21 protein-coding genes are annotated in these 25047 nt (G+C 67.8%); 9 read left to right on the top strand and 12 right to left on the bottom strand.

Going from position 1 to position 25047, the window contains the following annotated elements; genetic code table 11:
- Nucleotides 1–63 precede the first annotated feature (63 nt).
- Nucleotides 64–1008 carry an NAD(P)-dependent oxidoreductase gene (locus RND78_RS01015; protein ID WP_312725284.1) on the bottom strand — a complete coding sequence of 315 codons (945 nt, stop codon included), beginning with the start codon at nucleotides 1006–1008 and terminating at the stop codon, nucleotides 64–66.
- Nucleotides 1009–1215: 207 nt separating this feature from the next.
- Between RND78_RS01015 and RND78_RS01010 the strand changes: the two genes are divergently transcribed.
- The 4 genes from RND78_RS01010 to RND78_RS00995 all read left to right on the top strand — a co-directional run bounded on the left by RND78_RS01010 (nucleotide 1216) and on the right by RND78_RS00995 (nucleotide 6730).
- Nucleotides 1216–2445 carry a carbohydrate porin gene (locus RND78_RS01010; protein WP_312725282.1) on the top strand — a complete coding sequence of 410 codons (1230 nt, stop codon included), beginning with the start codon at nucleotides 1216–1218 and terminating at the stop codon, nucleotides 2443–2445.
- A 98-nt stretch (nucleotides 2446–2543) separates the two neighbouring features.
- Complete coding sequence (gene egtB / locus RND78_RS01005; protein ID WP_312725280.1) at nucleotides 2544–3827, top strand: ergothioneine biosynthesis protein EgtB; 1284 nt, start codon at nucleotides 2544–2546, stop codon at nucleotides 3825–3827.
- A 3-nt stretch (nucleotides 3828–3830) separates the two neighbouring features.
- Nucleotides 3831–4793, top strand: a complete 963-nt coding sequence (gene egtD / locus RND78_RS01000; RefSeq protein WP_312725278.1) for an L-histidine N(alpha)-methyltransferase — start codon at nucleotides 3831–3833, stop codon at nucleotides 4791–4793.
- 104 nt (nucleotides 4794–4897) lie between these two features.
- A complete protein-coding gene (locus RND78_RS00995; RefSeq protein WP_312725277.1) occupies nucleotides 4898–6730 on the top strand; it encodes a putative bifunctional diguanylate cyclase/phosphodiesterase in 1833 nt (610 codons plus the stop codon).
- A gap of 13 nt (nucleotides 6731–6743) precedes the next feature.
- On the opposite strand, the gene RND78_RS00990 is transcribed toward RND78_RS00995, so the two are convergent.
- Both RND78_RS00990 and prmB read right to left on the bottom strand, forming a co-directional pair.
- Entirely contained in the window at nucleotides 6744–8057 is a 1314-nt protein-coding gene (locus tag RND78_RS00990; RefSeq protein ID WP_312725274.1) for a DEAD/DEAH box helicase, read from the bottom strand.
- Between the two features lie 48 nt (nucleotides 8058–8105).
- A complete protein-coding gene (gene prmB, locus RND78_RS00985; protein WP_312725272.1) occupies nucleotides 8106–9020 on the bottom strand; it encodes a 50S ribosomal protein L3 N(5)-glutamine methyltransferase in 915 nt (304 codons plus the stop codon).
- A gap of 111 nt (nucleotides 9021–9131) precedes the next feature.
- On the opposite strand from prmB, the gene RND78_RS00980 reads away from it, so the two are divergent.
- Complete coding sequence (locus RND78_RS00980) at nucleotides 9132–10898, top strand: thiamine pyrophosphate-requiring protein (RefSeq protein ID WP_312725270.1); 1767 nt, start codon at nucleotides 9132–9134, stop codon at nucleotides 10896–10898.
- A gap of 60 nt (nucleotides 10899–10958) precedes the next feature.
- Nucleotides 10959–11282: a hypothetical protein gene (locus RND78_RS00975; RefSeq protein WP_312725269.1), complete on the top strand. Its 324-nt coding sequence runs from the start codon at nucleotides 10959–10961 to the stop codon at nucleotides 11280–11282.
- Here the strand turns inward: RND78_RS00975 and RND78_RS00970 are convergent, their stop codons facing one another.
- From RND78_RS00970 to RND78_RS00960, 3 genes are read right to left on the bottom strand one after another with little or no spacing between them, the layout of a single operon-like run.
- A complete protein-coding gene (locus tag RND78_RS00970; RefSeq protein ID WP_312725267.1) occupies nucleotides 11283–12152 on the bottom strand; it encodes a rhomboid family intramembrane serine protease in 870 nt (289 codons plus the stop codon).
- Nucleotides 12149–13108, bottom strand: coding sequence for a metallophosphoesterase (locus RND78_RS00965; protein WP_312725265.1), 960 nt, complete (start codon nucleotides 13106–13108; stop codon nucleotides 12149–12151). Before RND78_RS00965 ends, RND78_RS00970 begins: the two co-directional genes overlap by 4 nt.
- Nucleotides 13108–13992, bottom strand: a complete 885-nt coding sequence (locus RND78_RS00960; RefSeq protein WP_312725263.1) for an NAD(+) kinase — start codon at nucleotides 13990–13992, stop codon at nucleotides 13108–13110. The genes RND78_RS00965 and RND78_RS00960 overlap by 1 nt, the downstream gene beginning before the upstream one ends.
- A gap of 135 nt (nucleotides 13993–14127) precedes the next feature.
- On the opposite strand from RND78_RS00960, the gene RND78_RS00955 reads away from it, so the two are divergent.
- Nucleotides 14128–15012 (top strand): DUF1853 family protein, encoded by an 885-nt coding sequence (locus RND78_RS00955; RefSeq protein WP_312725260.1) that lies wholly within the window; start codon nucleotides 14128–14130, stop codon nucleotides 15010–15012.
- On the opposite strand, the gene RND78_RS00950 is transcribed toward RND78_RS00955, so the two are convergent.
- The 3 genes from RND78_RS00950 to RND78_RS00940 form a co-directional block, all read right to left on the bottom strand.
- A complete protein-coding gene (locus RND78_RS00950) occupies nucleotides 14985–15932 on the bottom strand; it encodes a pyridoxal-phosphate dependent enzyme (RefSeq protein ID WP_312725258.1) in 948 nt (315 codons plus the stop codon). The genes RND78_RS00955 and RND78_RS00950 overlap by 28 nt on opposite strands.
- Nucleotides 15910–17223, bottom strand: coding sequence for a chromosome partitioning protein ParA (locus RND78_RS00945; protein WP_312725257.1), 1314 nt, complete (start codon nucleotides 17221–17223; stop codon nucleotides 15910–15912). Before RND78_RS00945 ends, RND78_RS00950 begins: the two co-directional genes overlap by 23 nt.
- A gap of 320 nt (nucleotides 17224–17543) precedes the next feature.
- Nucleotides 17544–19598 carry an NADPH-dependent 2,4-dienoyl-CoA reductase gene (locus tag RND78_RS00940; protein WP_312725256.1) on the bottom strand — a complete coding sequence of 685 codons (2055 nt, stop codon included), beginning with the start codon at nucleotides 19596–19598 and terminating at the stop codon, nucleotides 17544–17546.
- A gap of 196 nt (nucleotides 19599–19794) precedes the next feature.
- Here RND78_RS00940 and RND78_RS00935 point away from each other — a divergent pair, with 196 nt between their 5' ends.
- The gene (locus RND78_RS00935) at nucleotides 19795–20817 is read left to right on the top strand and encodes a carbon-nitrogen hydrolase family protein (protein ID WP_312725254.1); all 1023 of its coding nucleotides are present in this window, start codon (nucleotides 19795–19797) and stop codon (nucleotides 20815–20817) included.
- A complete protein-coding gene (locus RND78_RS00930; RefSeq protein WP_312725252.1) occupies nucleotides 20814–21848 on the top strand; it encodes an AraC family transcriptional regulator in 1035 nt (344 codons plus the stop codon). The genes RND78_RS00935 and RND78_RS00930 overlap by 4 nt, the downstream gene beginning before the upstream one ends.
- 34 nt (nucleotides 21849–21882) lie before the next feature.
- Here the strand turns inward: RND78_RS00930 and RND78_RS00925 are convergent, their stop codons facing one another.
- From RND78_RS00925 to RND78_RS00915, 3 genes are read right to left on the bottom strand one after another with little or no spacing between them, the layout of a single operon-like run.
- The gene (locus tag RND78_RS00925) at nucleotides 21883–22632 is read right to left on the bottom strand and encodes an ABC transporter ATP-binding protein (RefSeq protein ID WP_312725250.1); all 750 of its coding nucleotides are present in this window, start codon (nucleotides 22630–22632) and stop codon (nucleotides 21883–21885) included.
- 35 nt (nucleotides 22633–22667) lie between these two features.
- Nucleotides 22668–23660: an ABC transporter permease gene (locus RND78_RS00920; RefSeq protein WP_312725249.1), complete on the bottom strand. Its 993-nt coding sequence runs from the start codon at nucleotides 23658–23660 to the stop codon at nucleotides 22668–22670.
- Entirely contained in the window at nucleotides 23641–24726 is a 1086-nt protein-coding gene (locus tag RND78_RS00915) for an ABC transporter substrate-binding protein (RefSeq protein ID WP_312725247.1), read from the bottom strand. The genes RND78_RS00920 and RND78_RS00915 overlap by 20 nt, the downstream gene beginning before the upstream one ends.
- Between the last annotated feature and the right edge of the window lie 321 nt (nucleotides 24727–25047).

Below are 25047 nucleotides of genomic sequence, written 5' to 3'. Positions count from 1 at the left end.
ACTATGGGAGCGGCCCTGTGCCTTCTCAATCCAGCCCGACCGGTGGCGGCTTCGGCCAGGCGGTCAGGCGATGCGATTGCGCAGTTCGCCGCCCTGGAGCATGGCCGCGATATTGGCCAGCATCACCTGCTGCTGGGCACCCTGCGCCGAGGCGGCGTTGGCGGCCACATGGGGGCTGAGCACCAGGTTGGCCTGCTGGCGCAGCCGCTCGGGGACCTCGGGCTCCTTGGCGAACACATCCAGCCCGGCGCCGGCGATCACCCCCTGCTCCAGGGCATCGGCCAGGGCGTCTTCATCGACCACGCTGCCGCGGGAGATGTTGACCAGATGCCCTTCAGCGCCGAGCGCAGCCAGGACCCCGGCATTCACCGCACCCACGGTCTCAGCGCTGGCGCGTACCGCCACCACCAGGACATCGCTCCAGCGCGCCAGCTCCAGCAGGCTGCCGTGATAGGCGTAGTCCAGCTCCGCCCGCGGTGAGCGACTGAAGTAGCCGATCTCCATGTCGAAGGCCTCGCCACGCCGGGCGAGGCGCCGGCCGATCTCGCCGAGGCCATAGATACCCAGCCGGCGGCCAGCCAGGCCCGGCACCTGGGGCATGCGCTCGACGGCATTGCCTTGCCAGCGACCGCTGCGGACAAAGGCATCGCCCTGCAGCAGGCGCCGGGCGCTGGCAAGGATCAGGCCGAAGGCGAATTCGGCCACGGCAGTGGCATTGGCGTCGCCGGCGGTGGTCACGGCGATGCCGCGGGCCCGGCAGGCGTCCAGTTCCACCCCTTCGTAGCCGGTGCCGTAGCAGGCCACCAGGCGCAGGGCCGGTAGCGCGGCCAGCAGGGCAGCACGGGTCGGCAGGCCACCGATGGTCAGCAACGCCACGGCCTGCTCGGCGCCCGCGGGCAGGGCCTCCGGCGTGGCGGAGGAAAAGGGGCCGAGCACTTGGTAGTGGGCTTCGAGCTGGGTGACCAGCCCCTCAGGCAATTGCGGGGCCATCAGCAACGTCGGTTTCATCTTGCAACACTTTCCCTGGCCGAAAACCCAAGCGTCGCCAGCAAAGGCCGGTGACGTCAACCATTCTCTTGAAGCCGTGGGTTCACCGCGCCGCCATCAGGACTGCTGCCTTGCGCCAAGTCCTTGATGAAGATGGCCTTTCACACAACTCCCGGGCTGCGGATCGGGTCCGATCGGCGTCCGCCACACCCAGAGGGATTTTTCCGGATGACCAGAGTTCTTCGCCAGGCCCGTCACGCCTCCTGCTTCGCCCTCCTGGCCGGCTGCCTGCCGTTGACCGCCATGGCATTGGAATTCAATGGCTACGGGCGAGTGGGCGTCGGCGGCTCTGCCGAGGGCGGCAAGCAAAGCTGCTTCCAGCTGCCCGGAGCACCGGCCAAGTACCGGCTCGGCAACGAATGCGAGACCTACTGGGAACTGGAACTGCACCAGACGCTGTACAGGGGCGCCGATGGCACCGAACTCAAGGTGCACGGCATGGCCAGTCTCTACAACGTCTACGACCAGACCCCCACCTTCAGCGGCGACAATGGCAACGTCCGCCTGCCACAGCTCTGGACCAGTCTCAGCCTGCCGGCGCTCAATGGCGGCGGTCTCTGGGCCGGCCGGCGCTACTACAAGCGTCATGACATCCATATCAACGACTTCTACTACTGGAATCCGAGCGGCACGGGCGCCGGCATCGAGGACTACGGTCTCGGCGACAGCGGCCTGCGCCTGAGCTACGCCTTCAGCCGCGAGGACAACATCGACCAGCCGGACAAGGCCAACCGGCATGACGTCAACCTCGGCGGCATCAAGACCAATCCCGGCGGCGAGATCGAACTGGGCCTGTCCTATATCCAGCGCGCTGGCCAGGTCCAGAACGCCCACAGTGGCTGGTCGGCCACCGCCGAGCACAAGCAGGCGCAGTTCTTCGGCGGGGTGAACGTCTTCACCGTGCAGTATGGCCGCGGTCCGGGTACCGGATTGGGCGCCACCGGCAGCCTGACCGCGGACCAGGACTACGAAAGCCTGCGCATCCTCGAATCGCCTCGCTGGCAGCTCACCCCGCGTTTCGGTGGCCAGTTGCTGGCGCTCTACCAGCGCGACCGGGCACCCGGCGATGCCGGCCAGACCTGGTATTCCTTCGGCGTGCGGCCCAGCTACGCCTTCACCCGGTTGTTCAAGCTGCAGGTGGAATTCGGCCACGACCAGATCCATCCCGACAGCGGCGCCACCCGCAAGCTGAACAAGGTCACCGTCGCCCCGACCCTGGCGCTGGGTGGCATGGGTCTGATGGATCGTCCGGAGATTCGCCTCTACTGGACCTACGCCAGCTGGAACCGCGGCGCCCAGGACGCGGCGGCGGCGGGTAGCGCCCTATCCGACAGCGGTGCCTTCGGCGATGCCCGCCACGGCAACAACTTCGGCGTGCAGCTGGAAACCTGGTGGTAGGCCGGCGCAAGCGAGACCGCCCGTCATAACCTGCCGAACTTTGCTTATGCCTCCCGGTCGGTTTCCAGACGACCAAAACGCCGACCAGGGAGCTCCATATGAATCCTCTCGCCCGCGAACTGCCCGCAGCGAGTTCCGCCCCCGCTACCCTGCTCGACCGCTACCGGCGGGTCCGCGCCGCCAGCGAGGCGCTCTGTGCTCCGCTCACCGTCGAGGACTACGGGATCCAGAGCATGGCCGACGTCAGCCCGCCGAAATGGCACCTGGCCCATGTCACCTGGTTCTTCGAGGCATTCATCCTCAAGCCCTTCCTCAAGGGCTACCGGACGCCCAATCCAGCCTACGACTATCTGTTCAACTCCTACTACGAAACCCACGGCAAGCCTTTCCCACGGGCGGCACGTGGGCATCTGTCGCGGCCGGGCGTGGAGGACGTCTATCGCTTCCGTGCCGCGGTCGACGAGGCCATGGCCGAATTGCTCAGTGCCCCGCCCGCCGAACACGCCGCCGAGATCGCCCGGCGCCTGGAGCTGGGGCTGCACCACGAGCAACAACACCAGGAATTGCTGCTGATGGACATCAAGCACATCCTGGCGCAGAACCCGCTGTTCCCGATCTACCGGGCGGACCTAGCCAAAGGCAGCGCAGCCCCGGTGGCGCCCCTGGATTGGGAAAGCCATCCGGGTGGTGTCCGACATGTCGGCCATACCGGCGAGGATTTCGCCTTCGATTGCGAGACCCCGGTGCACCGGCAATTCGTCGATGATTTCCAGCTGGCCGATCGCCTGGTCACCAATGGTGAGTACCTGGCCTTCATCGAGGACAACGGCTACGGCCGCAGCGATCTCTGGTTGTCGGATGGCACTGCCGCGGTCCGCAGCCTGGGCTGGGAAGCGCCGCTCTACTGGCATAAGCTGGACGGCGTCTGGCACCACTTCACCCTCGGCGGCTTGACGCCCATCGATCCTGCCGCACCGGTCTGCCACCTGAGCTTCTACGAAGCCGACGCCTATGCCAGCTGGGCCGGTGCCCGGCTGCCCAGCGAGGCAGAGTGGGAAACCGTGGCGGCGCGCCAGGCGATCGCCGGCAATTTCGTCGAGCAGGATCTTCTGCAGCCCGCCGCCAGCGCAGGCGCTGGCATGCGCCAGCTGTTCGGCGATGTCTGGGAATGGACCGGCAGCGCCTTCCGCCCCTACCCCGGCTTCAAGCCACTGCCGGGCAGCCTCGGCGAATACAACGGCAAGTTCATGTCCGGCCAGATGGTGTTGCGCGGCGGTTGTTGCGCCACGCCCCAGGACCACGTACGCGCCACCTATCGCAACTTCTTCTATCCCACCATGCGCTGGCAGTTCTCCGGTCTGCGCCTGGCCAGAGAGGTCTGACCCATGGCCCTTGCCGTGCGCTTCTTCGATCAGCAACCGGTGGACGTCGCCGACAGCTCGCTGCGGGACGACGTGCTCCAGGGTTTCGCCCAGGCGCAGAAGACCCTGCCGCCCAAGTACTTCTACGATAGACGCGGCTCTGAGCTGTTCGAAGCCATCACCCGCCAACCCGAGTACTACCCCACGCGCACCGAGGAGGCCATCCTGGCGGCGGCCAGTGGCGAGATCGCCCGCCTGGCCGGACGCGACGCGGCCCTGGTGGAACTGGGCAGTGGCGCCAGTCGCAAGGTGCGCCTGCTGCTGGAGGCCATGCGTCCGGCGGGTTACCTCGGCATCGACATCTCCCGGGACTTCCTGCTGGCCAGCACCCAGCGCCTGGCAGCCGACTATCCCTGGCTGGACGTCAGCGCCACCTGCGCCGACTTCTGTCGGCCGATGACCCTCCCCGACAGTCTCGATGGCTTGCGACCCATCGCCTTCTTTCCAGGTTCGAGCATTGGCAACTTCACGCCTGAAGAGGCCGGCGTCTTCCTGCGCAACCTGCACCGGATGCTGCCGGACACGGGCGGCCTGCTGATCGGCGTGGACCTGATCAAGGACCAGGCGCGCCTGGACGCCGCCTACAATGACGCGGCCGGGGTGACCGCCCAGTTCAACCTCAATCTGCTCGAACGCATCCGCCGCGAACTCGATACCGACCTGGACCCGACGCGCTTCCGCCATCTGGCTTTCTTCGATCCCATCGCCTCGCGCATCGAGATGCATCTGGTCAGTACCCGCGACCAGACCGTGCGTCTGGAGGACCGCCGCTTCACCTTCCGCACGGGCGAACGCCTGCACACCGAAAACTCCTACAAGTACAGCCTGGATGGCTTCCGCGCGCTGGCTGAAGATGCCGGTTTTAGACAGCTGCGCGTCTGGACGGACCCCGCCAAGCTGTTCGCTGTCTTCTACTTCGCCGCCTGACCTGCCCGGGAAACCCTCTGCTGTGATGGCCGACGCAAGGGAACTCTCGACCCGATCACGCTCTAAGTAGCAATCTGCTACTACAGCGTATCGGGAAGACGCCCATGGAGCCTGCACCTCTGACTGCAGCCAACGAACGCCAGCGTCTCGCCCTGCTGCGCGACCTGGCCTTGATTGACCGTCCTTCCGACCGCGCCTTCCAGGACATCACCGAGCTGGCTGCCAAGCTGTTCGATAGTCCCTACGCCATGATCTGCTTCCTCGATGGCCAGGATGTGCACTGTCGGGCCACAGTCGGCTGCCGGCCCTTCTCCGTACCCCGGGAAGAATCCTTCTGCATCCATCTGCAAGGTCGGGTAGAGCCCCTGCAGGTGGAGGACACCACCCTCGACGAGCGCTTCGCCCAGCTGCCGGCAACGACAGGACCGCTCAAGGTACGCTTCTACCTGGGCGCCCCCATTCGTACCGCCGAAGGGCTGATGCTAGGCAGCCTGTGCCTCTTCGCCCACCAGCCCCGCGCCGCCCTGCCCGCCGACCGCTTGCTCATCCTGCAACAGCTGGCGGACCTGGCGGCCCAGCACATCGAGTTGCTGCGCACGGGCGCCTACTGGGACCCGGTCACCCAGTCGCCCAACGGCCATCGTTTCATCCAGGACGCGGAAGCCCTGACCCGTGCGGGCCAGGAGGTGATCGCGGTGGCGGCGGACCTGTTCGCCCAGAGCTACCTGAACGATTTCATCAAGGCCATGGGCCAGGCCCATCTCGACGGCCTGGAGCGGGCCATCAAGCAGCATCTACGGCGCCTGCTGCCCAGCGGCCAGCCGCTGTATCGCCTAGGCGTGGCGCGCTTCGGCTTCCTGCTGCACGACACCGACGAGGTAGCCCAGCAGGCCTTGCTGGAAAACCTGCAACAGCAATTGACCGGGGTGATCGACTACAACGGCATCCCGATCCAGACCCGCCTCGGGCTGGGAGTGATGTCCCTGACCGATGATCATCCAACCGACTGGCTGCGCGCCCTGATCGCCACCGCCGACGATGCCCGCGCCGAGATGCGTGGCTGCCGCCACTTCGATCCGCAGCACGACGCCGCCTACCGCCGCGCCTTCGCCCTGCTCAGCGCCCTGCCCCAGGCCCTGCGCAGCGAGGGTCAGCTGAGCCTGGTGTACCAACCGCGCATCGACTTGGCCACCGGGCGCTGCCACAGCGTCGAGGCACTGCTGCGCTGGCAGCATCCGCACCTGGGCCCGGTCAGTCCGGCGGAATTCATCCCCTTGGCGGAACAGACTGCCTTGATCACCGCACTGAGTGGCTGGGTGTTGCGCACCGCCATCACTCAGGCCTACGGCTGGCAACGCGAAGGCCGGACCCTGGGCATGGCGATCAACATTTCCGCCCACGATCTCAACGATCCGGACTTCGCCGACCAGGCCGTGGCGCTGTTGCAGCGCTATCCGGTCAGCCCGCAGCGGCTGGAACTGGAGGTCACCGAGAATGCCCTGCTGGGCGACGACACCCTGATCCATCGCCAGCTCGCCACCCTGCGCGAGCTGGGCATCGGCATCGCCATCGACGACTTCGGCACTGGCTACAACAACCTGTCGCACCTGCGCGAGCTGCCTGCCGACACCATCAAGATCGACGGCAGCTTCGTGCGCGAGCTTCCCCATCGCGACAAGGATCGGTTGATCGTCAGCTCGCTGATCGAACTGTCCCATCACCTGGGCTTCCGCATCACCGCCGAGGGCATCGAGACCGCCGAAGCCCTCGCTAGCCTGCTCGCCATGGGCTGCGACGAGGGTCAGGGCTTCTGGATCGGCAAGCCCATGGCCGAACCTGAGTTGCAGGCCTGGCTGCTGGTGCAGCAACCGGACCTGCAGCGCCCGACGCGCCGAGCACCGGTATTCCAGCTGTTCGACGGCGCGGCCAAGCACTGACCGCTGCTGGACATCACTCCGTCGTACGCTTGCGCGGCGGAGCGAAGCCATCGGCCGAGGTGGGCACCAGAGCACCGGGGCGCCGCTCCGGTTTGGCTTTCGCCTTGGCCTTGCCGTCCTTCTTGCCCTCGGTCTTTTTCTTCTTGACGCCCGCGGCCTTGCCCGAGGCCTTGAGCTTCTTCGGGCCGTTATAGTTGGCCTTGAGGCCCGGCAGGTGGCGGCGTTCGAATCTCAGCTTGAGATAGCGCTCGATGCTGGACATCAGGTTCCAGTCGCCATGGGTGACGAAGGAAATCGCCAGCCCCGCCTCGCCGGCACGGCCGGTCCGGCCGATGCGGTGGACGTATTCGTCACCGCTGCGCGGCAGGTCGTAGTTGATCACCAAGTCCAGGCCGTCGACGTCCAGGCCGCGCGCCGCCACATCGGTGGCGATCAGCACCTTGACCGCGCCGCTCTGCAGCCGCTCGATGGCCAGCTTGCGGTCCTTGGTGTCCTTGTCACCGTGCAGCACGAAGACCTTGAGGCCCTCGGCGATCAGCCGCCCGGTGAGACGATCGGCCTGCACCTTGGTGTTGGTGAAGACGATGGCCTTGCGATAGGTCTCGTTGGCCAGCAGCCACTGCAGCAGGCGCTCCTTGTGCGGCGTCTCGTCGGCCAGGATCACCTGCTGCACCACGGCTTCGTTCAGCTCACCGGTGCGGTCCAGCAACAGATTCTGGGGATCGCGCAGGACCTGCTCGACCACCTGGCGCAGGGCGTTGCCGCCACCCGTGGCGGAGAACAGCAGGGTCTGGCGGCCTTCGCGTTCGCAACTGGCGGCGATCTGCAGCACGTCCTCGGAGAAGCCCATGTCGAGCATGCGGTCGGCTTCGTCCAGCACCAGCAGCTCGATGTCCTTCAGGTCGACGTTACCGGCGTTGCGCTGCTCCAGCAGGCGCCCCGGGGTAGCCACCAGGATCTCGGGATTCTTGCGCAGGCCGGCAGCCTGGACACGGAAGTCCTCGCCGCCGATCACCAGGCCGGCCTTGAGGAAGGTGAACTGGCCGAAGCGTTCGATTTCCTTGGCGGTCTGCTGGGCCAGCTCGCGGGTCGGCAACAGGATCAGGGCACGGGCGCCGGACCGGGGCTTGGGATCCTTGAGCAGGCGATCCAGCAGCGGCAGCAGGAAGGCGGCGGTCTTGCCGCTGCCGGTACGGGCGGTGACGCGCAGGTCATGACCTGCCAGGGCCGGGCCCACGGCAGCGGCCTGGACCGGGGTGGGCGTCTTGAAGCCCAGGGTGTCGAGGGCCTTGAGCAGGCGCTCGTGCAGAGCGAGTTCGGTAAACACGGATAGACCTCGGTAAAGAAAGGCGGCCGCCGCGGCGACCACGGGTGATCAGGGGAGCAGACGGCTGCGGAACAGCGCCTGGTGCTCGCGGCACTGGGCGGCGGCGAGCAGGAAGACGCCATGGCCACCGCGCTCGAAGTCGAGCCAGGTGAAATCGACCTCCGGATAGAGGGCTTCGACATGGACCTGGCTGTTGCCCACCTCGACGATCAGGATGCCCTGCTCGGTAAGATGATCGGCCGCTTCGGCGAGCATCCGTCGTACCAGGTCCAGGCCGTCGTCGCCACAGGCCAGGCCCAGTGCCGGTTCATGCTGGTACTCGGCCGGCATGTCGGCGAAGTCCTCGGCGTCGACGTAGGGCGGATTGCTGACGATCAGGTCGAAGCGCTGCCCCGGCAGACCGGCGAAGCCGTCGCCCTGCACGGTGTAGACACGATCCTCCAGACCGTGCCGCTCGATGTTCTGCCAGGCCACTTCCAGGGCCTCGTAGGACAGGTCGCCAAGGGCCACCTCGGCCTCGGGGAAGGCATAGGCGCAGGCGATGCCGATGCAGCCCGAGCCGGTGCAAAGATCGAGGATGCGCGCCGGCGTGGCCGGCAGCCAGGGTTCGAAGCGGGCATCGATCAATTCGCCGATGGGCGAGCGCGGCACCAGCACCCGCTCGTCGACCACGAACGGCAACCCGCAGAACCAGGCTTCGCCGAGCAGATAGGCGGTGGGCACCCGCTCCTGGATACGCTTGTGCAGCAGCACCCCGAGTTCATAGCGCTCATCGTCTTCCAGGGCGCAATCCAGGTAGCGGTCGGCAGTGTCCCAAGGCAGGTGCACGGCGCCCAGCACCAGAGCGCGGGCTTCGTCCCAGGCGTTGTCATGGCCATGGCCGAAGAACAGCCCTTCGGCATGGAAACGGCTGACGGCCCAGCGGATGTGGTCGCGCAAGGTACGCAGGCGGGATTCGCTCATGAAAGGCTCCGGATGATCAGCCGCGCATTCTAACCCGCGTCCGGTCCGCCTGCAGGAACTTAACGTCGGAGGCCCTCTTCCTAACCTTAAAGGTCCAACGAGGAGAATGTCATGAGCAAGACCGTAGCCGACCACCTCTGGGAGCGACTCGGCCAGTGGAGCGTCGAACGCGTCTTCGGTTATCCCGGCGATGGCATCAACGGCATCATGGGCGCCCTGGGGCGGGTGGCCGACCAGTTCGACTACGTGCGGGTGCGCCACGAGGAGATGGCCGCCTTCATGGCCTGCGCCCATGCCAAATTCACCGGCGAGGTGGGTGTTTGCCTGGCCACCTCGGGGCCCGGCGCCATCCATCTGCTCAACGGCCTGTACGACGCCAAGATGGACCATATGCCGGTGGTCGCCCTGGTCGGCCAGCAGGCCGCCTCGGCGCTCGGCAGCGACTACCAACAGGAAGTCGACCTGCATACTCTGTTCAAGGATGTCTCCGCCTATGTGGAGACGGTGGTGCATCCCGCGCAGCTGCGTCATGTCATCGACCGCGCCTTCCGCGTGGCCATCGCCGAGCGCCAGGTGGCCACGGTGATCATCCCCAACGATATCCAGCAATTGCCGGCGGTGGAAAGCCCGCCGCATCAGCACGCCAATGTGCTGTCCGGCGCCGGCGCCATTCCGCCGCGGCCCTATGCCCAGGAAGACGATCTGCAGGCTGCCGCCGACATCCTCAACGCGGGCCAGAAGGTCGCCATGCTGGTAGGTGCCGGTGCCCTGCAGGCACGCAGCGAGGTGATGGCGGTGGCCGAGAAGCTCAGCGCCGGGGTGGCCAAGGCGCTGCTGGGCAAGGGGGTGCTCTCGGATGAACTGCCCTATGTCACCGGCTCCATCGGCTTGCTGGGCACCGAGGCCAGCGACCTGCTGATGAAGGAATGCGACACCCTGCTGATCGTCGGCTCGACCTTTCCCTACACCGAATTCCTGCCCAAGGAAGGCCAGGCCAGAGCGGTGCAGATCGATCTGCACGCGCGCAACATCAGCATGAGGTATCCCATCGAGCAACCTTTGCTGGGCGATGCGGCCGAGACCCTACGCCGCCTGCTGCCGTTGCTGCACGGCAAGCCCCATGACAGGTGGCGGACGCGGATCGAAAAAAGCGTGGCCGCCTCCTGGCAGTCGATCAAGCAGCGGGCCCTGGCGCCAGCCGATCCGATCAATCCGCAACGGGTGTTCTTCGAACTCTCCAGCCAGTTGCCCCAGGACGCCATCCTCTGCGGCGACAGCGGCTCCCATACCAACTGGTACGCCCGCGACATCCGCATGAGCGGGCAGATGCTGGGGTCGCTGTCGGGCAAGCTGGCGACCATGGGCTGCGGCATTCCCTATGCCATCGCCGCTAAGTTCGCCCATCCGGATCGCCCGGTGATCGCCCTGGTGGGCGACGGCGCCATGCAGATGAACGGCAATGCCGAACTGGTCACCCTGCAGCAGTACTGGAAGAGGTTCAGCAACCCGACCTTCATCGTCATGGTGCTCAACAACGGCGACCTCAACCAGGTGACCTGGGAGCAGCGCGCCCTGGCCGGCGATCCCAAGTTCGCCCCGGCCCAGGACGTGCTCGACTTCCCCTATGCCCGCTACGGCGAATTGCTCGGCTTCAAGGGCCTGCGCATCCATAGACCGGACGAGGTGGCCGACGCCTGGCAGCAGGCCTTCGAGGCGGATCGCCCGGTGGTGCTGGAGTTCGTCACCGACCCCAGCGTACCGCCCCTGCCGCCGCACATCAGCTTCGAACAGGCGCGGGCCTTCCTCGGCGCCATCGCCGGCGGCGATCCGAATGGCTGGGACATGCTCAAGCAAGGGGCAAGGCAACTGTTGCGCTAGAGCCTTCCCCAGGCGCGCCGAGCCGTATAACCTCGGCGGCTTGCAAAAGGAGCCTGGGGTATGAGCATGCAGTTGCCCGAGCGAGACAGTTTCGATCCACCCGCGCTGCGTCTGCGGCGCCCCTTCCTGACGTCCCTGGCCAACGGCCTGGGTTGGCTGTCGTTGCTGGCCGGGATGAGCGCCCTGCTGGTGGGTGGCTGTGCCCTGCTGCAGTTGCCGCAGCTGGCGCCCTACCTGGTGCTGGAGCAGGAAATCGCCCGGAATGTCGTGGGCGGCGGGGCTTTGCTGTTGCTCCTGGGACTCTGGCTGCGCCGCCGTAGTCAGAAACGCTTCCGCTATCGCAATTCCCTGAGCCTGGCCCCGGAACTCAAGCGGCGACGCTGATCAGCGCTGGCGCAGTCGCGCCAGGCCGCCACCGATGACCCCGGTGAGGCAGCCCAGTACCAGGCCGCCGACATGGGCGCCGTTGGCGATGGAGCCGAAGCCGAGCAGATCGAAGACCCCGGTGAGGCAAATCACCAGCCAGACCAGCATCATGGCTACCACCCCGCGCGGCATGCGATAGGCCGGATTGGGCGCCAGCCACTGGAACAGCCAGCAATGGCCGAGCAGGCCGTAGAGCACCCCGGACAGACCGCCGAACAGCGCCGGTCCGGTCCAGGCGTACTGGACCAGGTTGGCGCCGACAGCGAAGGCCAGGGTCAGCACCAGCAGCATCAAGCCGCCCTGACGAAACTCGATGCGTCGGCCCAGCTCCCAGAACCAGAGGGCGTTCATCGCCAGGTGTAGCACCCCGAAGTGCAGGAAGATCGGCGTGACCAGCCGCCACCACTCACCGCGGGAGAGGCTGACGCCCAGGTCGAGGAAGGCGATGTGGTCGGCATCGATCAGGCGGAAGTCCTGCAGCGTCAGGTAATGAATCAACGCCAGGTTGTCGCCGAACTCGGTCGCCAGGCCCAACGCCAGGGTGACGATCAAGAAGACCGCGCTGATCGGGCTGGCCCTGAGCTGCCCCAGCAGGCCCGGGCCGAGCGGCCGTTGGGTCGCCACGACTTCGCCACGGGGGTCGCCGTCGGGATAGCGCTCGTAGAGGGCACGGGTTTCCTCGACCCGCAGTGGGTCCAATACCCAGAGCACCTGGCTGTCGCCCTCCTCCACCACCCGGTGACGAATCCGCAGCCGACGCAGCAGACGGGTGAAGCCCAGCAGGTCGCGCCCCAGGGGCACGCGCAGGACGGGTTGCGGCTGGTTCATCGGCCCGCCTCCCGCTGCACGTCGATCCAGACGAATTTCTGCGGATCGATCTGGCGTTCGTCGTCCAGGCGATAGGCCACCAGCTTGCCGTACTTGACCGCGCTGTAGTCCAGGCAGGCTAGGTTGGGTCGCAGCGGTTCGGGATGGCCGTCGCGCCAGTAGTGGCCGACGAACAGCAGCGGCTCGCCCTCGCCATAGCAGAGCAGCCCGGCCTTTTCCTCGTCGCTCAGCCGCGCGCAGGCGATCTCCGCCGGCAGGGCGTCGGGCTGGAAGACCACGTCGCCGTAGGTCTGGGGATCGCGCTCCCAGAACTTGGTGCGAAAGCGCGCCCGCACGTAGCCATCGCTGCTCTTGAGGCGCAGGCCGTGGGGCAACGGCAGCGAGACGCCATTGAGCAGCCGCGAGGCGACCCGGCTCGGCAGGCTGCCGGCGAGGATGGACTGGCGGACGAAATCTTCGTCGATGCAGGCGTCGGGATAGTGGTGCAGGAATTCGTCGATCAGCCGTTGATCCCAGCAGGCATGGACGATGCGGAAGTGGCCGAAATCCATGCACAGCGGCAGGGTGTAGAGCCAGCGCAGGTGGTCCTGCCATTCCTCGGGATAGTCGGCGAAAGCGCTCAACGTCTCCTGGATCAACTGGCGATGCCGCGGGGTGTGCTCGCGTACCCAGGTCTGGCCGCTGCCGGGCGTGGCCGGGGTATGCCAGGCCAGGGCATTGAGTTCGTGGTTGCCGAGGATGCAGTGGGCATGGCCCCCCTCGACCATGGCGCGGACCCGCCGCAGGGCACCGCGGATACGCGGACCGCGGTCGACCAGATCGCCGAGGAAGATCGCCTGGCGCTCGGGGTGCTGCCAGACGCCGTCCACCTGCTGGTAGTCGAGGCGCTCCAGCAGCAGATCCAGGGTGTGGGCGCAGCCGTGGAGGTCGCCGATGAGATCGTAGCCCAGGGGCATCAATCGTCTCCCAGCCGACTGCCCCAGCCGAGCTTGGTCCGGCAGATCTCGTAATAGTTGTGATCCAGGGGATGGATCAATCTCAGCTTGTGGGGCTTCTTCTGAATGGTCACGGTATCGCCGGGCGCGCAGGTGAAATGATTCTGGCCATCACATGAGACCTGCGGATAGATGGTCATGTTCGGCGAGACCAGGATCGACAGGGTGCTGTCGCCGGAGACCACGATGGGCCGGCTGGACAGGGTGTGGGGGTACATGGGTACCACCACGATGGCGTCCAGCTTGGGATGCATGATGGGGCCACCGGCCGACAGCGAATAGGCGGTGGAGCCGGTGGGGGTGGCGACGATCAGGCCGTCGGCGCGCTGGCTGCAGACGAACTGGCCGTCGATGTACAGCTCGAATTCGATCATCCGGGTGGACTTGCCGGGGTGCAGCACCACGTCGTTGAGCGCATCGCCCTGGCCGATGATCTCGCCGCCACGCTCGACGAAGGCATCGAGCAGGAAGCGCGTCTCCATCAGGTACTGGCCGTCGAGCACCTCGGCGACCTTGGTCTCCAGCTCGTCCGGGCGAATGTCGGTGAGAAAGCCCAGCTTGCCGCGATTGATGCCCAGCACCGGCACTCGCGGGCGTACCAGGGCGCGGGCGGCACCGAGCAGGCTGCCATCGCCGCCGACCACGATCACCAGGTCGCAGATCTCGCCCATGAGCTTGCGCGACACCGTCTGCAGGCCATGGCCGGGAAATACCTCGGCGATGGTGTTCTCCAGGATGACGTTGCGGTTCCGCGCCAGCAGAAACGTCTTCAGCCGGCGGATGGTGTCCAGCACCTGGGTGCTGCCAAGTCGGCCGATGATGCCAATGTTACGAAAGGAGTCCATGTCGCGCCGGCGGCCCCGTTGGCTGGATTGGGCGGAAAGTATGGGCGAAAGCCCATGGCAGCGGCAAACCGCCTGCATCCGACCACGGGTCGCCTCGGTTGATCCGCTACCCCGTCCTTGGCCTATGCTGGCGCCATGACGCCCTTCGCCGAGCTGTGCGCGTTGCAACGCCGCCTGAGCCAGCCCCAGGTGCGCGACCTCGCCTGGACGCTGAGCGCGCCGCCGCTGCTGGTGGCCGACGATACCCGCCATCCCCTGCTCGCCAGCGACTGGGCGGCCCACCCCGACCGGCTGGCGGACTGGCTGCGGCGACAGGATGCGGCGCCGGCCGAATTGGCCGCTTGGCTGGCGCAGGGCAGCGACCGGCGCCTGGGGCGGCAATACGAAAGACTCTGGCAGTTCGCCCTGGATCGCGCGCCAGGGGTCCGACTGCTGGCCGCCAACCTGCCGCTGCGCGAAGGCGAGCGGACGCTGGGCGAACTGGACCTGCTGGTGGCGGATGACGAGGGTACCCACCACTTGGAACTGGCGGTGAAGTTCTACCTGGGCGAAGGGGCGCCGACCACGCCGCGCTGGCTGGGGCCGGGCGGCGAAGACCAGCTGGCGCGCAAGCTGGCCCATCTGCGCGAGCGGCAGCTGCCGCTGTCGAGCACCCCACTGGCCAGAGCCAACCTGGCCGCCCGGGACATCGCGCCGCCGCGGGCCGCTTTCTGGCTGGGGGGCTATCTGTTCCAGCCGCTCGCCGCCGCCCTGCCCTGGCCCGCTGGCGCCGTGCCACCGGCGCAACCGCCGCTGTGGTGCGAACGCTCACGACTGCCCGACGGCCCTTGGGAGGTGCTGCCCAAGGGCCACTGGCTGGCACCGGCCGTGGCGAGCACACCCTGCCTGCCGCTGCCGGAGGGGGAACCGATCTGGCCACAATTGCTGGTACGCCGCGATGGCCAAGGCGACGAAGCGGCGCGGTTGTTCCTGGTGCCCCCGGGCTGGCCGCTTCAGCCCGCGGCCAAGGCCGCCAGTTGAGTCTCCAGCGCCCGGCGCCCCTGCAGACCGCCACTGTGCACCAGCACCAGGCGGCTGTCCGGGGCCACCGCGCCCCGCTGGATCTCGTCCCGGAGCGCCAGCCAGAGCTTGCCGGTGTAGAGCGGATCGAGGGCGATACCGGTCTGCACCTCGAAATCCGCCATGGCCCGGGCCAGCTCGGCATCGATCCGTCCGAAGCCGCCGCGACAGGCATTCACCAGGCGCCAGTTCGTCGTGGTTCCGTGCGGTAGCAAGGCCGCCAGATTGGCCTCGACGCCATGCCTCGGCGGTACGGCCAGCCCACCCACCACCTGCCACGCCGGATCGGCGGCGCGGATCACCCCGGCCAGGGTGGTGCCGGTGCCGGCAGCCAGCCAGAGTTGCTGGCAATCCGGCCAATCCAGGGCGGCGAGGCCCTGGCGCAATTCGGCGACGATCGCGGCACAGGCGAGCGCCGCCGCTTCATCGCAGCCCCCTTCGGGGACGGGAAGCAGGTCCGGATAGCGGGCCTGCCAGGATTGCCAGAAGTCGGCGTCATGACGACGGCGATAGCCACCATAGCCGAGCCAGTGCAGGGCCATGCCCCAGGCCTGGAGATCTTGGACAGTGGGCGTCTGGCAGGGCTCGCCACGCAGCAGGCCAACGGTGGCGAAGCCTTCTTGCCGCCCCAGCGCAGCGAGTGCATGGAGGTGATTGGAGTGGGCGCCGCCAAGGCTGATGAGGCCTCGACCCTCACCTCGGCGCAGTCGTTCGCGCCAGGGCAGCAGCTTGTAACCCTTGTTGCCGTTGGCGGCATCCGGGCGCTGGTCCAGGCGCAGCACGGCCAGACGCAGACCCCGCCCGGCCAAGGAGGCGAGCTGCACCTCCTGGAGGCGGGCGGGCGGAAACGGCGTGGGTTCAGAGATTGGCGACGTCGCCATCGCTGTCGTCGCCCCGGTGCTCGGCGCAGCGTGTCGAGCGCAGCGGATCGAACTGGGCGGGATGCTCCACCCGGGTCACCGGGCGACCGCAACGCTCGCCGTCCACCTCGGCCTGGCACACCGGCTGCTGGTGATGTTCCAGCCAGCGCTGGTACTGCTCGCGGCTGACCTTGCAGTGTTCGGCGACGAAGCCCAGGGGGTCGGCGCTGAAGCGCGGCACGTCCTGGCGCCCGAGGATCAGATGCCCCGCGCCGGGCTGGAAGGTGACGAAGAGGATGCCCTGGCGCGCCAGGCGCTCCAATTGTCCTTCGTTGCTGTCGGCCATCAGCTGGGCGCAGCGCTCGCGCAACTGGCGGATGTCGTCCTGCAACTGGCCGTCCAGTTCGTCGCGGTACTTGAGTTCCACCTCGCGGATCGACAGCTGGTTCTTCAGCTCATTCACCGCGGCAGCCACCCGCGCTTCGCTCTCGGCCTCGGTCTGGATGCGCAGCGCCTCGATCTTGTAGAGGGCGTTGCGCTCCAGGGTACGCATCTGCTCGTTGAGTTCTTCGCGCTGCTGGCGGGCGAGGTCGTTCTGCTGCTCCAGATGCTGGGCCAGGGCAGCGTAGCGCACCTCCAGCTCGGCCTTGGCGGTGCGCAGCTCGTCGGCGTCGCGCTGCAGCCGCGCCAGGTCTTCCTGATGCTGACGGGTGAGCGTGAGCAGGCGGGTGCGTTGGCCAGCGATGAGCTTATCCAGCGCCTCCTGGTGTTCCTGGGCGAGGATGCGGCGGACCCGCTCCAGACGCGCCTCGACATCGATACCGTCGGCGGCGCTGGGATGGTATTCCCCGGCCAGCTCGACCTCGCCGTCGCGCGGAGCGACCAGGCCCAGGCAGTCGCGAATCGCCTGCCAGTCGTCGTGCTCCTCATCGCTGCGCGGGTCCCAGAGATCCCCCTGGTGCCAGGAAATGGCGCATTGGCTGCGGCTGGCCAGGCGGATCGGACCGGCGCCGAGATCGGGACCGACGCCGCCACGCTCGGCCAATTCCATCAGCGGCAGATTCCATTCGGGCAGCGGGCAACCCTGGGCGTCGAAGGCCAGCAGGAAGAACACCGCGGCCTTGACCCGACGATGGTCGTCCAGCAGCAGATAGACGAAGCGATGGCGCCGTCCTGCACAGTCGAGCAGAGTACCCTCGCCACGCCAGAGCGCCTGGAAATCGGGAAACAGCAAGGCGCGGTTCACGCCCTGGTCGCCGAACCCCAGCACCACCGGGGTCAGTACCGCCTCTTCGTTCAACGTCTCTGCCATCTGTGCCGCTTGCCCTGTCGATCCCACATGAATACCGAGGCCAGCGTCCGTCCCCGTGACTCGCTCAGGCATTGGCAGGGCGAGGGGTCGATGCGACTGGAGGTGCATCCTACCTCTACCGGCCGGCGAGGGACTAATGCTTCCCCGCGCGTTACCTGGTGCGTCGCCAGGCGGATCGCCCGGCCGACGCGGCAGGACGGCAGCTTAGCCAATCCTGCGCAGCGCGACGGGGCCTGGACCGGACATTGGGACGGCGGTCGGTTTGGAAAGAATGTTATGAGAGACAGGTCACAGAAATCTTCCCGGTTTGCAACGAAGAGTTACAGCTGCGCGGCAAGTCGCGTGGCCTGGTCGATGGCGCGCTTGGCATCCAGCTCAGCCGCGACGTCCGCCCCGCCAACCCGATGCACCGCCATGCCCGAGCCCAGCAGGTCGCTCTCCAGCTCGCGCAGCGACTCCTGCCCGGCGCAGAGCACCACGTTGTCCACCTCCAGCAACTGCTCGGTGCCGTCGGGCAGGCGCAGGTGCAGGCCAGCATCGTCGATGCGCAGGTATTCCACTCCGCCGACCGCCTGGACGCCGCGCTGCTGCAACCGGGCTCGGTGAATCCAGCCAGTGGTCTTGCCGAGGCCCTTGCCGGGCTTGCCCGGCTTGCGCTGCAGCAGCCAGACCTCCCGCGCCACGACCGGCGGTGCGGCCGGGGCCAGGCCGCCACGGCTGCTGAAGCTCGGGTCTATGCCCCACTCCCGGTAGAAGGCGGTGATGGGTTCTGCGTCCTGGTGGCCGTGGGTGAGAAAATCCGCGACGTCGAAGCCGATGCCGCCAGCCCCAATCAGGGCGACTCGTCGCCCCACCGGCTGGCGCTCCAGCAGCACGTCCAGGTAGCCCAGTACCTTGGGATGGTCGACGCCGGGAATCGCGGGAATCCGTGGAGTGACACCGGTCGCCAGGATCACCGCGTCGAAGCCCTCGGCCTGCAGTTCGGCAGCACTCACCCGATGGTTGAGACGGACCTCGACGTCCAGCCGCTCCAGACGCCGCTGGAAGTACCTGAGGGTCTCGCCGAATTCTTCCTTGCCGGGAATGCGCTTGGCGACGTTGAACTGGCCACCGATGCGCTCGCTGGCTTCGAACAGCACCACCCGGTGACCGCGCTCTGCGAGGGTACTCGCGGCGGCCAAGCCGGCCGGTCCGGCACCGACCACGGCATAGGTGCGCGGCTCGGCGGCAGGCAGGATCAGCAACTCTGTCTCATGGCAGGCGCGGGGATTGACCAGGCAACTGGTCAGCTTGCCGGCGAAGGTGTGGTCGAGGCAGGCCTGGTTGCAGGCGATGCAGGTGTTGATCTCGTCGGCACGGCCCGCGGCGGCCTTGGCGACGAAGTCCGCATCGGCCAGCAACGGGCGCGCCATGGACACCAGGTCGGCCTGGCCGGCGGCGAGGATGGCTTCGGCCACCTCGGGTGTGTTGATGCGGTTGGTGGCGATCAGCGGCACCCCTACCCGGCCCTTGAGCTGGGCGGTGACGGCGGCGAAGGCGCCGCGCGGCACCAGGGTGGCGATGGTGGGAATACGCGCCTCGTGCCAGCCGATGCCGGTGTTGATCAGGCTGACGCCAGCGACCTCCAGCCATCGCGCCAGCTGCAGGCACTCCTCGGGGGTACTGCCCTGCTCCACCAGGTCCAGCAGCGAGAGGCGGAAGATGATCAGGAAGTCCGGCCCCGTTGCCGCACGGATGCCCTCGACGATGGCCAGCGGCAGCCGGCAGCGGCTGGAGAAGTCACCGCCCCAGCGATCGGTTCGGTGGTTGGTCCGTGCGGCGATGAACTGGTTGATGAAGTAGCCTTCCGAACCCATCACCTCGACCCCGTCATAGCCGGCCTGTTGGGCGAGCTGCGCGCAGCGGACGAAGGCAGCGATCTGGTCCTCGACCTCGGTGTCGCTGAGTTCGCGGGGCGTGAAGGGATTGATCGGGGCCTGCAGCGCCGACGGTGCCACCAGCTGGGGATTGTAGGCGTAGCGACCGGCATGCAGGATCTGCAGGCAGATGCGTCCTCCCGCGGCATGCACCGCCTCGGTCACCGGGCGGTGATGCTCGGCTTCCTCGGCGGTGGTCAGCTTGGCGGCACCCTTGGCCACCGCGCCCTCTTCGTTGGGGGCGATGCCGCCGGTGACGATCAGCCCCACCCCGCCCCGTGCCCGTTCGGCGAAAAAGGCCGCCATGCGCGCGAAGCCGCCCGGACGCTCTTCCAGCCCCGTGTGCATGGAACCCATCACCACACGATTGCGCAACCTGATCGACCCCACGCGCAGAGGTTCGAGCAGATGCGGATAGGTATCTATAGGGGTGGTATTACGGGGGGCACGTTCGATCATGGCGGTCTCCGGTCGGTTGGCCCTTCTCGGGAGGGCCTGCTGCCACGATAGGAGCCCTGCGCCCAGGTCTCAATCACTGGAAATGACAACCTCTTTACCCAAATGCACAGCCGTGGCTTGGCAGAGGCGTCTGGGTCTCCTACCCTGAGCACCTTTGTTTCGCCCGGCCGCACGCCGGGCCCGATGCGGAGTGTCGATGCGCAAGCTCGTGTTCCTGGTGCTGATCGCCCTGTTCGCCGTACTGGCGGGCTGGGTGGCCCAGCGGCCTACCTTCCATTACCTGTCGGATCTGCGCAGCAGCCTGGCGGTGGACCTGGCCACCACGCCGAGCGTGGCCAGCACCGGCAACCTGCTGGGAATAGAGCCCGAGCTGTTCGCCCTGGATTACGGCAATCCCGAGCGCCTGAGGCTCAAGCTCGACGCCTACCTGGACAACGCCCGGCGCCTGGGCCTGCTCGGCGCCCACACCGTGGTGATACTGCCCGAACATGTGGGCACGCCGCTGGCGCTGATGGGCGAGAAACCCGAGGTCTATGCCGCGCTGCGCACCGAGGACGCCTTCCACTGGCTGATGCTGGGCAATCCCCTGCGCTTCGTCCGCGCCTGGTTCCAGGCCGAAGGTGACCAGCGCCTGGCCGACACTCTGTTGCGCATGAAGGCCTGGGACATGGCCAGCGCCTACCAGCAACTCTTCGCCGGCCTCGCCCGCCGCTACCAGGTCACCCTGGTGGCCGGCTCCATCGTCCTGCCCGGCCCGAGCCTGGTGGAGGGTGAACTCCAGGTCGGTAACGGCCCCCTGCGCAACGTCACCCTGGTGTTCGATCCCCAGGGTCAGCCGCTCGGGCCGGCGCTGGTCCGGCCTTTGCCTGGCCAGCAAGGAGGCGAGGACCTCAGCCCGCCCTTGCTGCGCCTGGATACCGCCTTGGGGCGCCTGGGCGTGATACAGGGCAGCGATACCTCTCGCGCCGGGGTGCTGGACGATCCCCAGGTGGACCTGCTGGCCATTCCCGCACTGGCCTCGGACGCGACCCCGGCTCCGGCCCCCTTCGACGCCCAGCGCCTGCGCGCGGCCGGCATCCGCGCCGCCCTGGAAGTCCAGTTGCATGGCCGGTTGTGGGAATGGCGCGCCGACGGCGCCAGCCAGGGCTTCACCCCGGACGCGGCGGCGACGACGGATCCGGCCCGCAGCGGTGCCAAGCTGATCAACCTGCGGCTATGAGCGCTCCCGCGCTGCGCCTCGGCGATCTGTCCACCGGCTTCGTACTGGCGCTGGCCGCCGCGGTGACGGCGCGCGGCGCGGACGCCGAGGCTCTGCTCGACCGCTTCGGCCTCAGCGCGGCGCGGCTGGCCGAGCCCGGCGGGCGGTTGTCGATCCCCCACTACATGCGTCTCGGTCACGCCGCCCTGGAACTGACCGGCGATCCGGCCCTGGGGCTGGCCATGGGCCGGGCGATGCGTCCTGCCTTCCTTGGCCTCGCCGGGGTCACCGTGGCCCAGGCCCCGGACGTACGCCACGCAGCGGAAACGCTGCTGCACCTGGAGCCGCTGTACGGCCGCAACTATCGCGGGCGTTCGCGTTGGGCCGCCCAGGGCGGCGATGGCTGGCTGCACTTCTATAGCATCAGTCCCTACAACGGCTACAACCGCTTCGTGGTCGACGTGGTGCTCAGCGCCTGGCTGGCGCTGCTGGGCAGCGTGGCCGGCACGCCCCTGTCCCCCCGCCGCGTGCTGGTCGAGTACCCGGCGCCGGCCGACCTCGCGCCCTACGAGGCCGCCTTCGGTTGCCCGGTGGAATTCGGCGCAGCGGAGAACGCCTTGTTGCTCGAGGCCGGGACCCTGGCCCTGCCCGGCCCCGACCACTGCCCCGCCACCTGGCGCCAGTTGCTGGCCCTGAGCGCAGCGGAACATGAACGCCTGACCCGTACTCGCGGCCTCACCGAACGGGTGGTGGAGGTCATGGGGCCGCTGCTGCGCCATGGCGAGCCGACCCTGGAGCAGATCGCCAGCCGCCTGCGCCTGCCGCCCTGGACCCTGAGGCGCAAGCTGGCGGACGAGGGCACCCAGTATCGCACCCTGCTGAACCTGACCCGCCGGGACCTGGCCCTGGCCTACATCCGCGACACCGAAGCCAGTTTCGGCGAGATCGCCTACCTGCTGGGTTTCGCCTCACCCGCCGCCTTCCAGCGCGCCTTCAAACGCTGGACCGAGCAGACGCCTGGCGATTGGCGACGCAACGCACGCCTGGCCTGACCTCAGCGGTTCTCCGCTGCGTACGGCCCAGGTGCTACCAATCGCTGCCCTGCCCCAGCAGCTCCAGGGCGTGGTGGCGCAAGTCCAGCAACCGCGGATCGTCGCGCCGCCGCGGATATGGCTGGTCGACGACGATCTCGGCCAGCACCCGGGCCGGCCGCGCCGAGAACACCAGTACCCGGTCGCACAGCAACAAGGCCTCCTCGACATCGTGGGTCACCAGCAAGGCGCTGTAGCGCTGTTGCTGCCAGAGCCGGATCAACTCGCTCTGCATGGCGATGCGGGTGAGGGAATCCAGCTTGCCCAGGGGTTCGTCGAGCAGCAGCAGCCGCGGCTCGTTCACCAGCGCCCGGGCCAGGGCCGCGCGCTGGGCCATGCCCCCGGACAGTTGCCGCGGATAGGCATGGCGAAACTCCAGCAGACCGACCCGGTGCAGCGCCTCGTCCACCCGCTCGCGCTGGGTGGCGAGCAGCCCCCGCGCCTGCAGGCCGAGGGCGACGTTGTCCCACACGCGGCGCCAGGGGTAGAGGGTGGGGTCCTGGAACATCAGGACGCGGGAGTGATGCGGCCCGGGGATGGCGGCACCGTCGGCCAGCAGGCTGCCACTCTGCACCTGCTCCAGGCCTGCCACCAGGCGCAGCAAGGTCGACTTGCCGCAGCCCGAAGGGCCCAGCAACCCCAGGCTCTCGCCAGCGGCGAGGCGCAGATCGACCCGCTCCAGCACGGGCAGGGCGCCATCCGCCAGTTCGAAGGCATGGCTCAGGCCGCGTACCTCCAGACTCATTCCCGGTGTTTCCCGAACCAGGGAAGCCGCTGCCTTCACCATTTCATCGTCCCCTTCTGCCAGGACAGCACCCGGTCACGGATGGCGAACAGCAGGGTGATCAACCCCGAGCAGAGCAACGCCATCACCAGCAGCGCCGCATACATGTTGGCGTAGGCCGCCCAGCCCTGGGCCCATTGCAGATACCAGCCCAGGCCGGCCTTGACGCCCATCATCTCGGCCACCACCAGCACCGAGAAGGACGCCCCCAGCCCCATGAACAGCCCGACGAACACCTGGGGCAAGGCCGCCGGTATGGCCACCCGCAGGATCAGGAAGGCATTGCTCGCCCCCAGGGTGCGGGCCACCTCGTAGTAGGCGCGATCGACGCTGGCGACGCCGGACCAGGTCAGCACCGTGACCGGAAACCAGGTGGCCAGGGCGATAAGGAAGACGCTCGCGCTCCAGCTGGTGGGAAAGAAGAAGAAGCAGATCGGCAGCAGCGCGGTGGACGGGATGGGACCGAGCAGGCGCAGCACCGGATGCACCCAGTAGCCGATGCGCTGGGACCAACCGATGGCGAGACCAGCGAGAAAACCGCAGAAGGCACCGGCGGCGACCCCGTTGAGCAACAGCCACAACGAGTGCGCCAGACTCAGGCCCAGCCGCGGCCAGTCGTCGACGAACACCTCGACCAGTGCCTGGGGCGGGGCGAAGAAGGGGACCGGCAGCAGCCGCAGCTTGGCCGTCAGCAGGGTCCAGATCCCCAGCAGCAAGGGCAGCGCGATCAGCCAGGGCCCCGCGCGCCGCAGCCTCGCCAGCAGCCGTTCGCTGCGCCCGGACAGCAGCGCCAGCAAGGCCAGGAGCGCGGCGACCACCGTGGCCGCCACGGCCAGTTCGCGGGTGAAAGGCCAGGGCCGCCCGTGCTCGGGGTAAAACGGCAGGAACAGCGCCAGGGCCAGCCAGGCCACCGCGGCTAGCAGGCCACCTCGCCAGGTGAGAGCGGTCGCCTGGACCGGTTGGATGCGCTCAAGCGAAGACGTCGGCATGGATGCTCTCCGCGAATTCCAAGGGGTCGGTCCGCGGTCGCAGCACCTCGATCTGCTTGAGGTCGCGGGCGTAGACGGCGATTTCCCTGACGAAGGCCTCGCCCACCGAATAATGGGCATGGGTGTGCTCCCGCAGGATGGCCAGCAACTCCTCCCGGGAGCTGTTCACCGTGAGCGGCAGGAAGCGCTCGGCCACCGCGTCGGGATGCTGCGCTGCCCAGGCGTGGGCCTGCAGGATGGCATGGGAGATGGCCGCTGCCACCGGCTTGTCCTGGCGCGCCAGGGTGCCGCTGACCCCGATCACGCAGCAGCTCAGGTTGGCGTAGTCTTCCGTCAGGTTGTTGGAAAGCTCGACGATGCCAGGCCGCTGCTTGACCCGGTACATCATGGGGTCCGAGCCGCTGGCCGCCTGGATCTCGCCCTTGGCCAGCGCCGGGCCGAGCAGGTCCACCGGATATACCCGCCAGGTGATGTCGCGGCTGGGGTCGACGCCATGGCGCTTGAGCATCAGGGCGAAGAAGTTCTTGTCCGCCGCGGCCATGTCGGTGACGCCGATGGTGGCCCCCTTGAGCGCCGCCAGGTCGCCGGGGCCGCCCTGCCGCGCCAGCAACCGCAGACAACCGCCGTGGGTGCCGCCGGTGAGCTGGACGTCGAAGCCCTGCTCCAGCGCCTTGAGCCAGCGCAAGGCCATGCCCACCGCGGCGTCGGCCTTGCCGGTGGCCATGGATTCCAGCAGTACCTCGGTGGAGTTGCCGAAGTTGACGAACTCCACGTCCAGGTTGTGCTGCTTGAAGATGCCCTGGGTATCGGCGACGGTCACCGGTGCCAGGCAGACGGCGTTGAGATTGACCGCCAGCCGCACCTTGCGTGGCTCCGGCAAGCCCCAGCGGGCGGTGTCCTGCAGGAAATCCACCGGACTGGCCGCAGGGGCCGCGCCATGGCCGGCGTGCCCTGCGTGGGCATCGCTCGCCTCGGCGGCGAAGCCCAGCCGGCCGACCAGTGCTGCAGCGGTAGCGGCGCCCGCCATGCCGAGCAGACGGCGGCGATTGAGGGTATGGATGGTCATGAAGCCTCCTGAACGTTTCCGGGCAGGCTCCACAGCGTCGGGTGGCGTGCCGATGAGGGTGTAAAGCGGTCGACCCAGGTTGCGACGGCCGTGGCAAGCCGCATCCGGTCATCCCCGAGCGGTGTGATTTCGCACGCGACGCGCCTTAGCATAAGGTCGCGCCAGAGCGGTCGAGCCGATCCCAAGCCAGGCGCACGGTGCCCGTTCGCTCACCTGGCCTCCGCGCGGTGAGCCGTGCCCGAAGACCGACAGGATGCGCATCGGAGCGATCCAGCAGCGCGACGGTAAAGCACGGGAAGCGCCTTGGTAAAATTCAATTTA

This window comes from Pseudomonas oryzihabitans (genome assembly GCF_032027545.1).
Classification (GTDB): domain Bacteria; phylum Pseudomonadota; class Gammaproteobacteria; order Pseudomonadales; family Pseudomonadaceae; genus Chryseomonas; species Chryseomonas oryzihabitans_F.
Note: the sequence above shows the minus strand (reverse complement) of the source record. Positions and strands in the feature narration are given on the sequence as shown.

Bases quoted from the DNA above. Each gene is read 5' to 3' on its own strand.
- egtB (WP_312725280.1), top strand. From the start codon at position 2,544: ATGAATCCTCTCGCCCGCGAACTGCCCGCAGCGAGTTCCGCCCCCGCT.
- RND78_RS00945 (WP_312725257.1), bottom strand. From the start codon at position 17,223: ATGGCAGAGACGTTGAACGAAGAGGCGGTACTGACCCCGGTGGTGCTG.
- RND78_RS00915 (WP_312725247.1), bottom strand. From the start codon at position 24,726: ATGACCATCCATACCCTCAATCGCCGCCGTCTGCTCGGCATGGCGGGC.
- RND78_RS01015 (WP_312725284.1), bottom strand. From the start codon at position 1,008: ATGAAACCGACGTTGCTGATGGCCCCGCAATTGCCTGAGGGGCTGGTC.
- egtD (WP_312725278.1), top strand. From the start codon at position 3,831: ATGGCCCTTGCCGTGCGCTTCTTCGATCAGCAACCGGTGGACGTCGCC.
- RND78_RS00960 (WP_312725263.1), bottom strand. From the start codon at position 13,992: ATGGACTCCTTTCGTAACATTGGCATCATCGGCCGACTTGGCAGCACC.
- RND78_RS00920 (WP_312725249.1), bottom strand. From the start codon at position 23,660: ATGCCGACGTCTTCGCTTGAGCGCATCCAACCGGTCCAGGCGACCGCT.
- RND78_RS00935 (WP_312725254.1), top strand. From the start codon at position 19,795: ATGCGCAAGCTCGTGTTCCTGGTGCTGATCGCCCTGTTCGCCGTACTG.
- RND78_RS00950 (WP_312725258.1), bottom strand. From the start codon at position 15,932: ATGGCGACGTCGCCAATCTCTGAACCCACGCCGTTTCCGCCCGCCCGC.
- RND78_RS00925 (WP_312725250.1), bottom strand. From the start codon at position 22,632: ATGAGTCTGGAGGTACGCGGCCTGAGCCATGCCTTCGAACTGGCGGAT.
- RND78_RS00965 (WP_312725265.1), bottom strand. From the start codon at position 13,108: ATGCCCCTGGGCTACGATCTCATCGGCGACCTCCACGGCTGCGCCCAC.
- RND78_RS01010 (WP_312725282.1), top strand. From the start codon at position 1,216: ATGACCAGAGTTCTTCGCCAGGCCCGTCACGCCTCCTGCTTCGCCCTC.
- RND78_RS00975 (WP_312725269.1), top strand. From the start codon at position 10,959: ATGAGCATGCAGTTGCCCGAGCGAGACAGTTTCGATCCACCCGCGCTG.
- RND78_RS00955 (WP_312725260.1), top strand. From the start codon at position 14,128: ATGACGCCCTTCGCCGAGCTGTGCGCGTTGCAACGCCGCCTGAGCCAG.
- RND78_RS00995 (WP_312725277.1), top strand. From the start codon at position 4,898: ATGGAGCCTGCACCTCTGACTGCAGCCAACGAACGCCAGCGTCTCGCC.
- RND78_RS00940 (WP_312725256.1), bottom strand. From the start codon at position 19,598: ATGATCGAACGTGCCCCCCGTAATACCACCCCTATAGATACCTATCCG.
- RND78_RS00930 (WP_312725252.1), top strand. From the start codon at position 20,814: ATGAGCGCTCCCGCGCTGCGCCTCGGCGATCTGTCCACCGGCTTCGTA.
- prmB (WP_312725272.1), bottom strand. From the start codon at position 9,020: ATGAGCGAATCCCGCCTGCGTACCTTGCGCGACCACATCCGCTGGGCC.
- RND78_RS00970 (WP_312725267.1), bottom strand. From the start codon at position 12,152: ATGAACCAGCCGCAACCCGTCCTGCGCGTGCCCCTGGGGCGCGACCTG.
- RND78_RS00980 (WP_312725270.1), top strand. From the start codon at position 9,132: ATGAGCAAGACCGTAGCCGACCACCTCTGGGAGCGACTCGGCCAGTGG.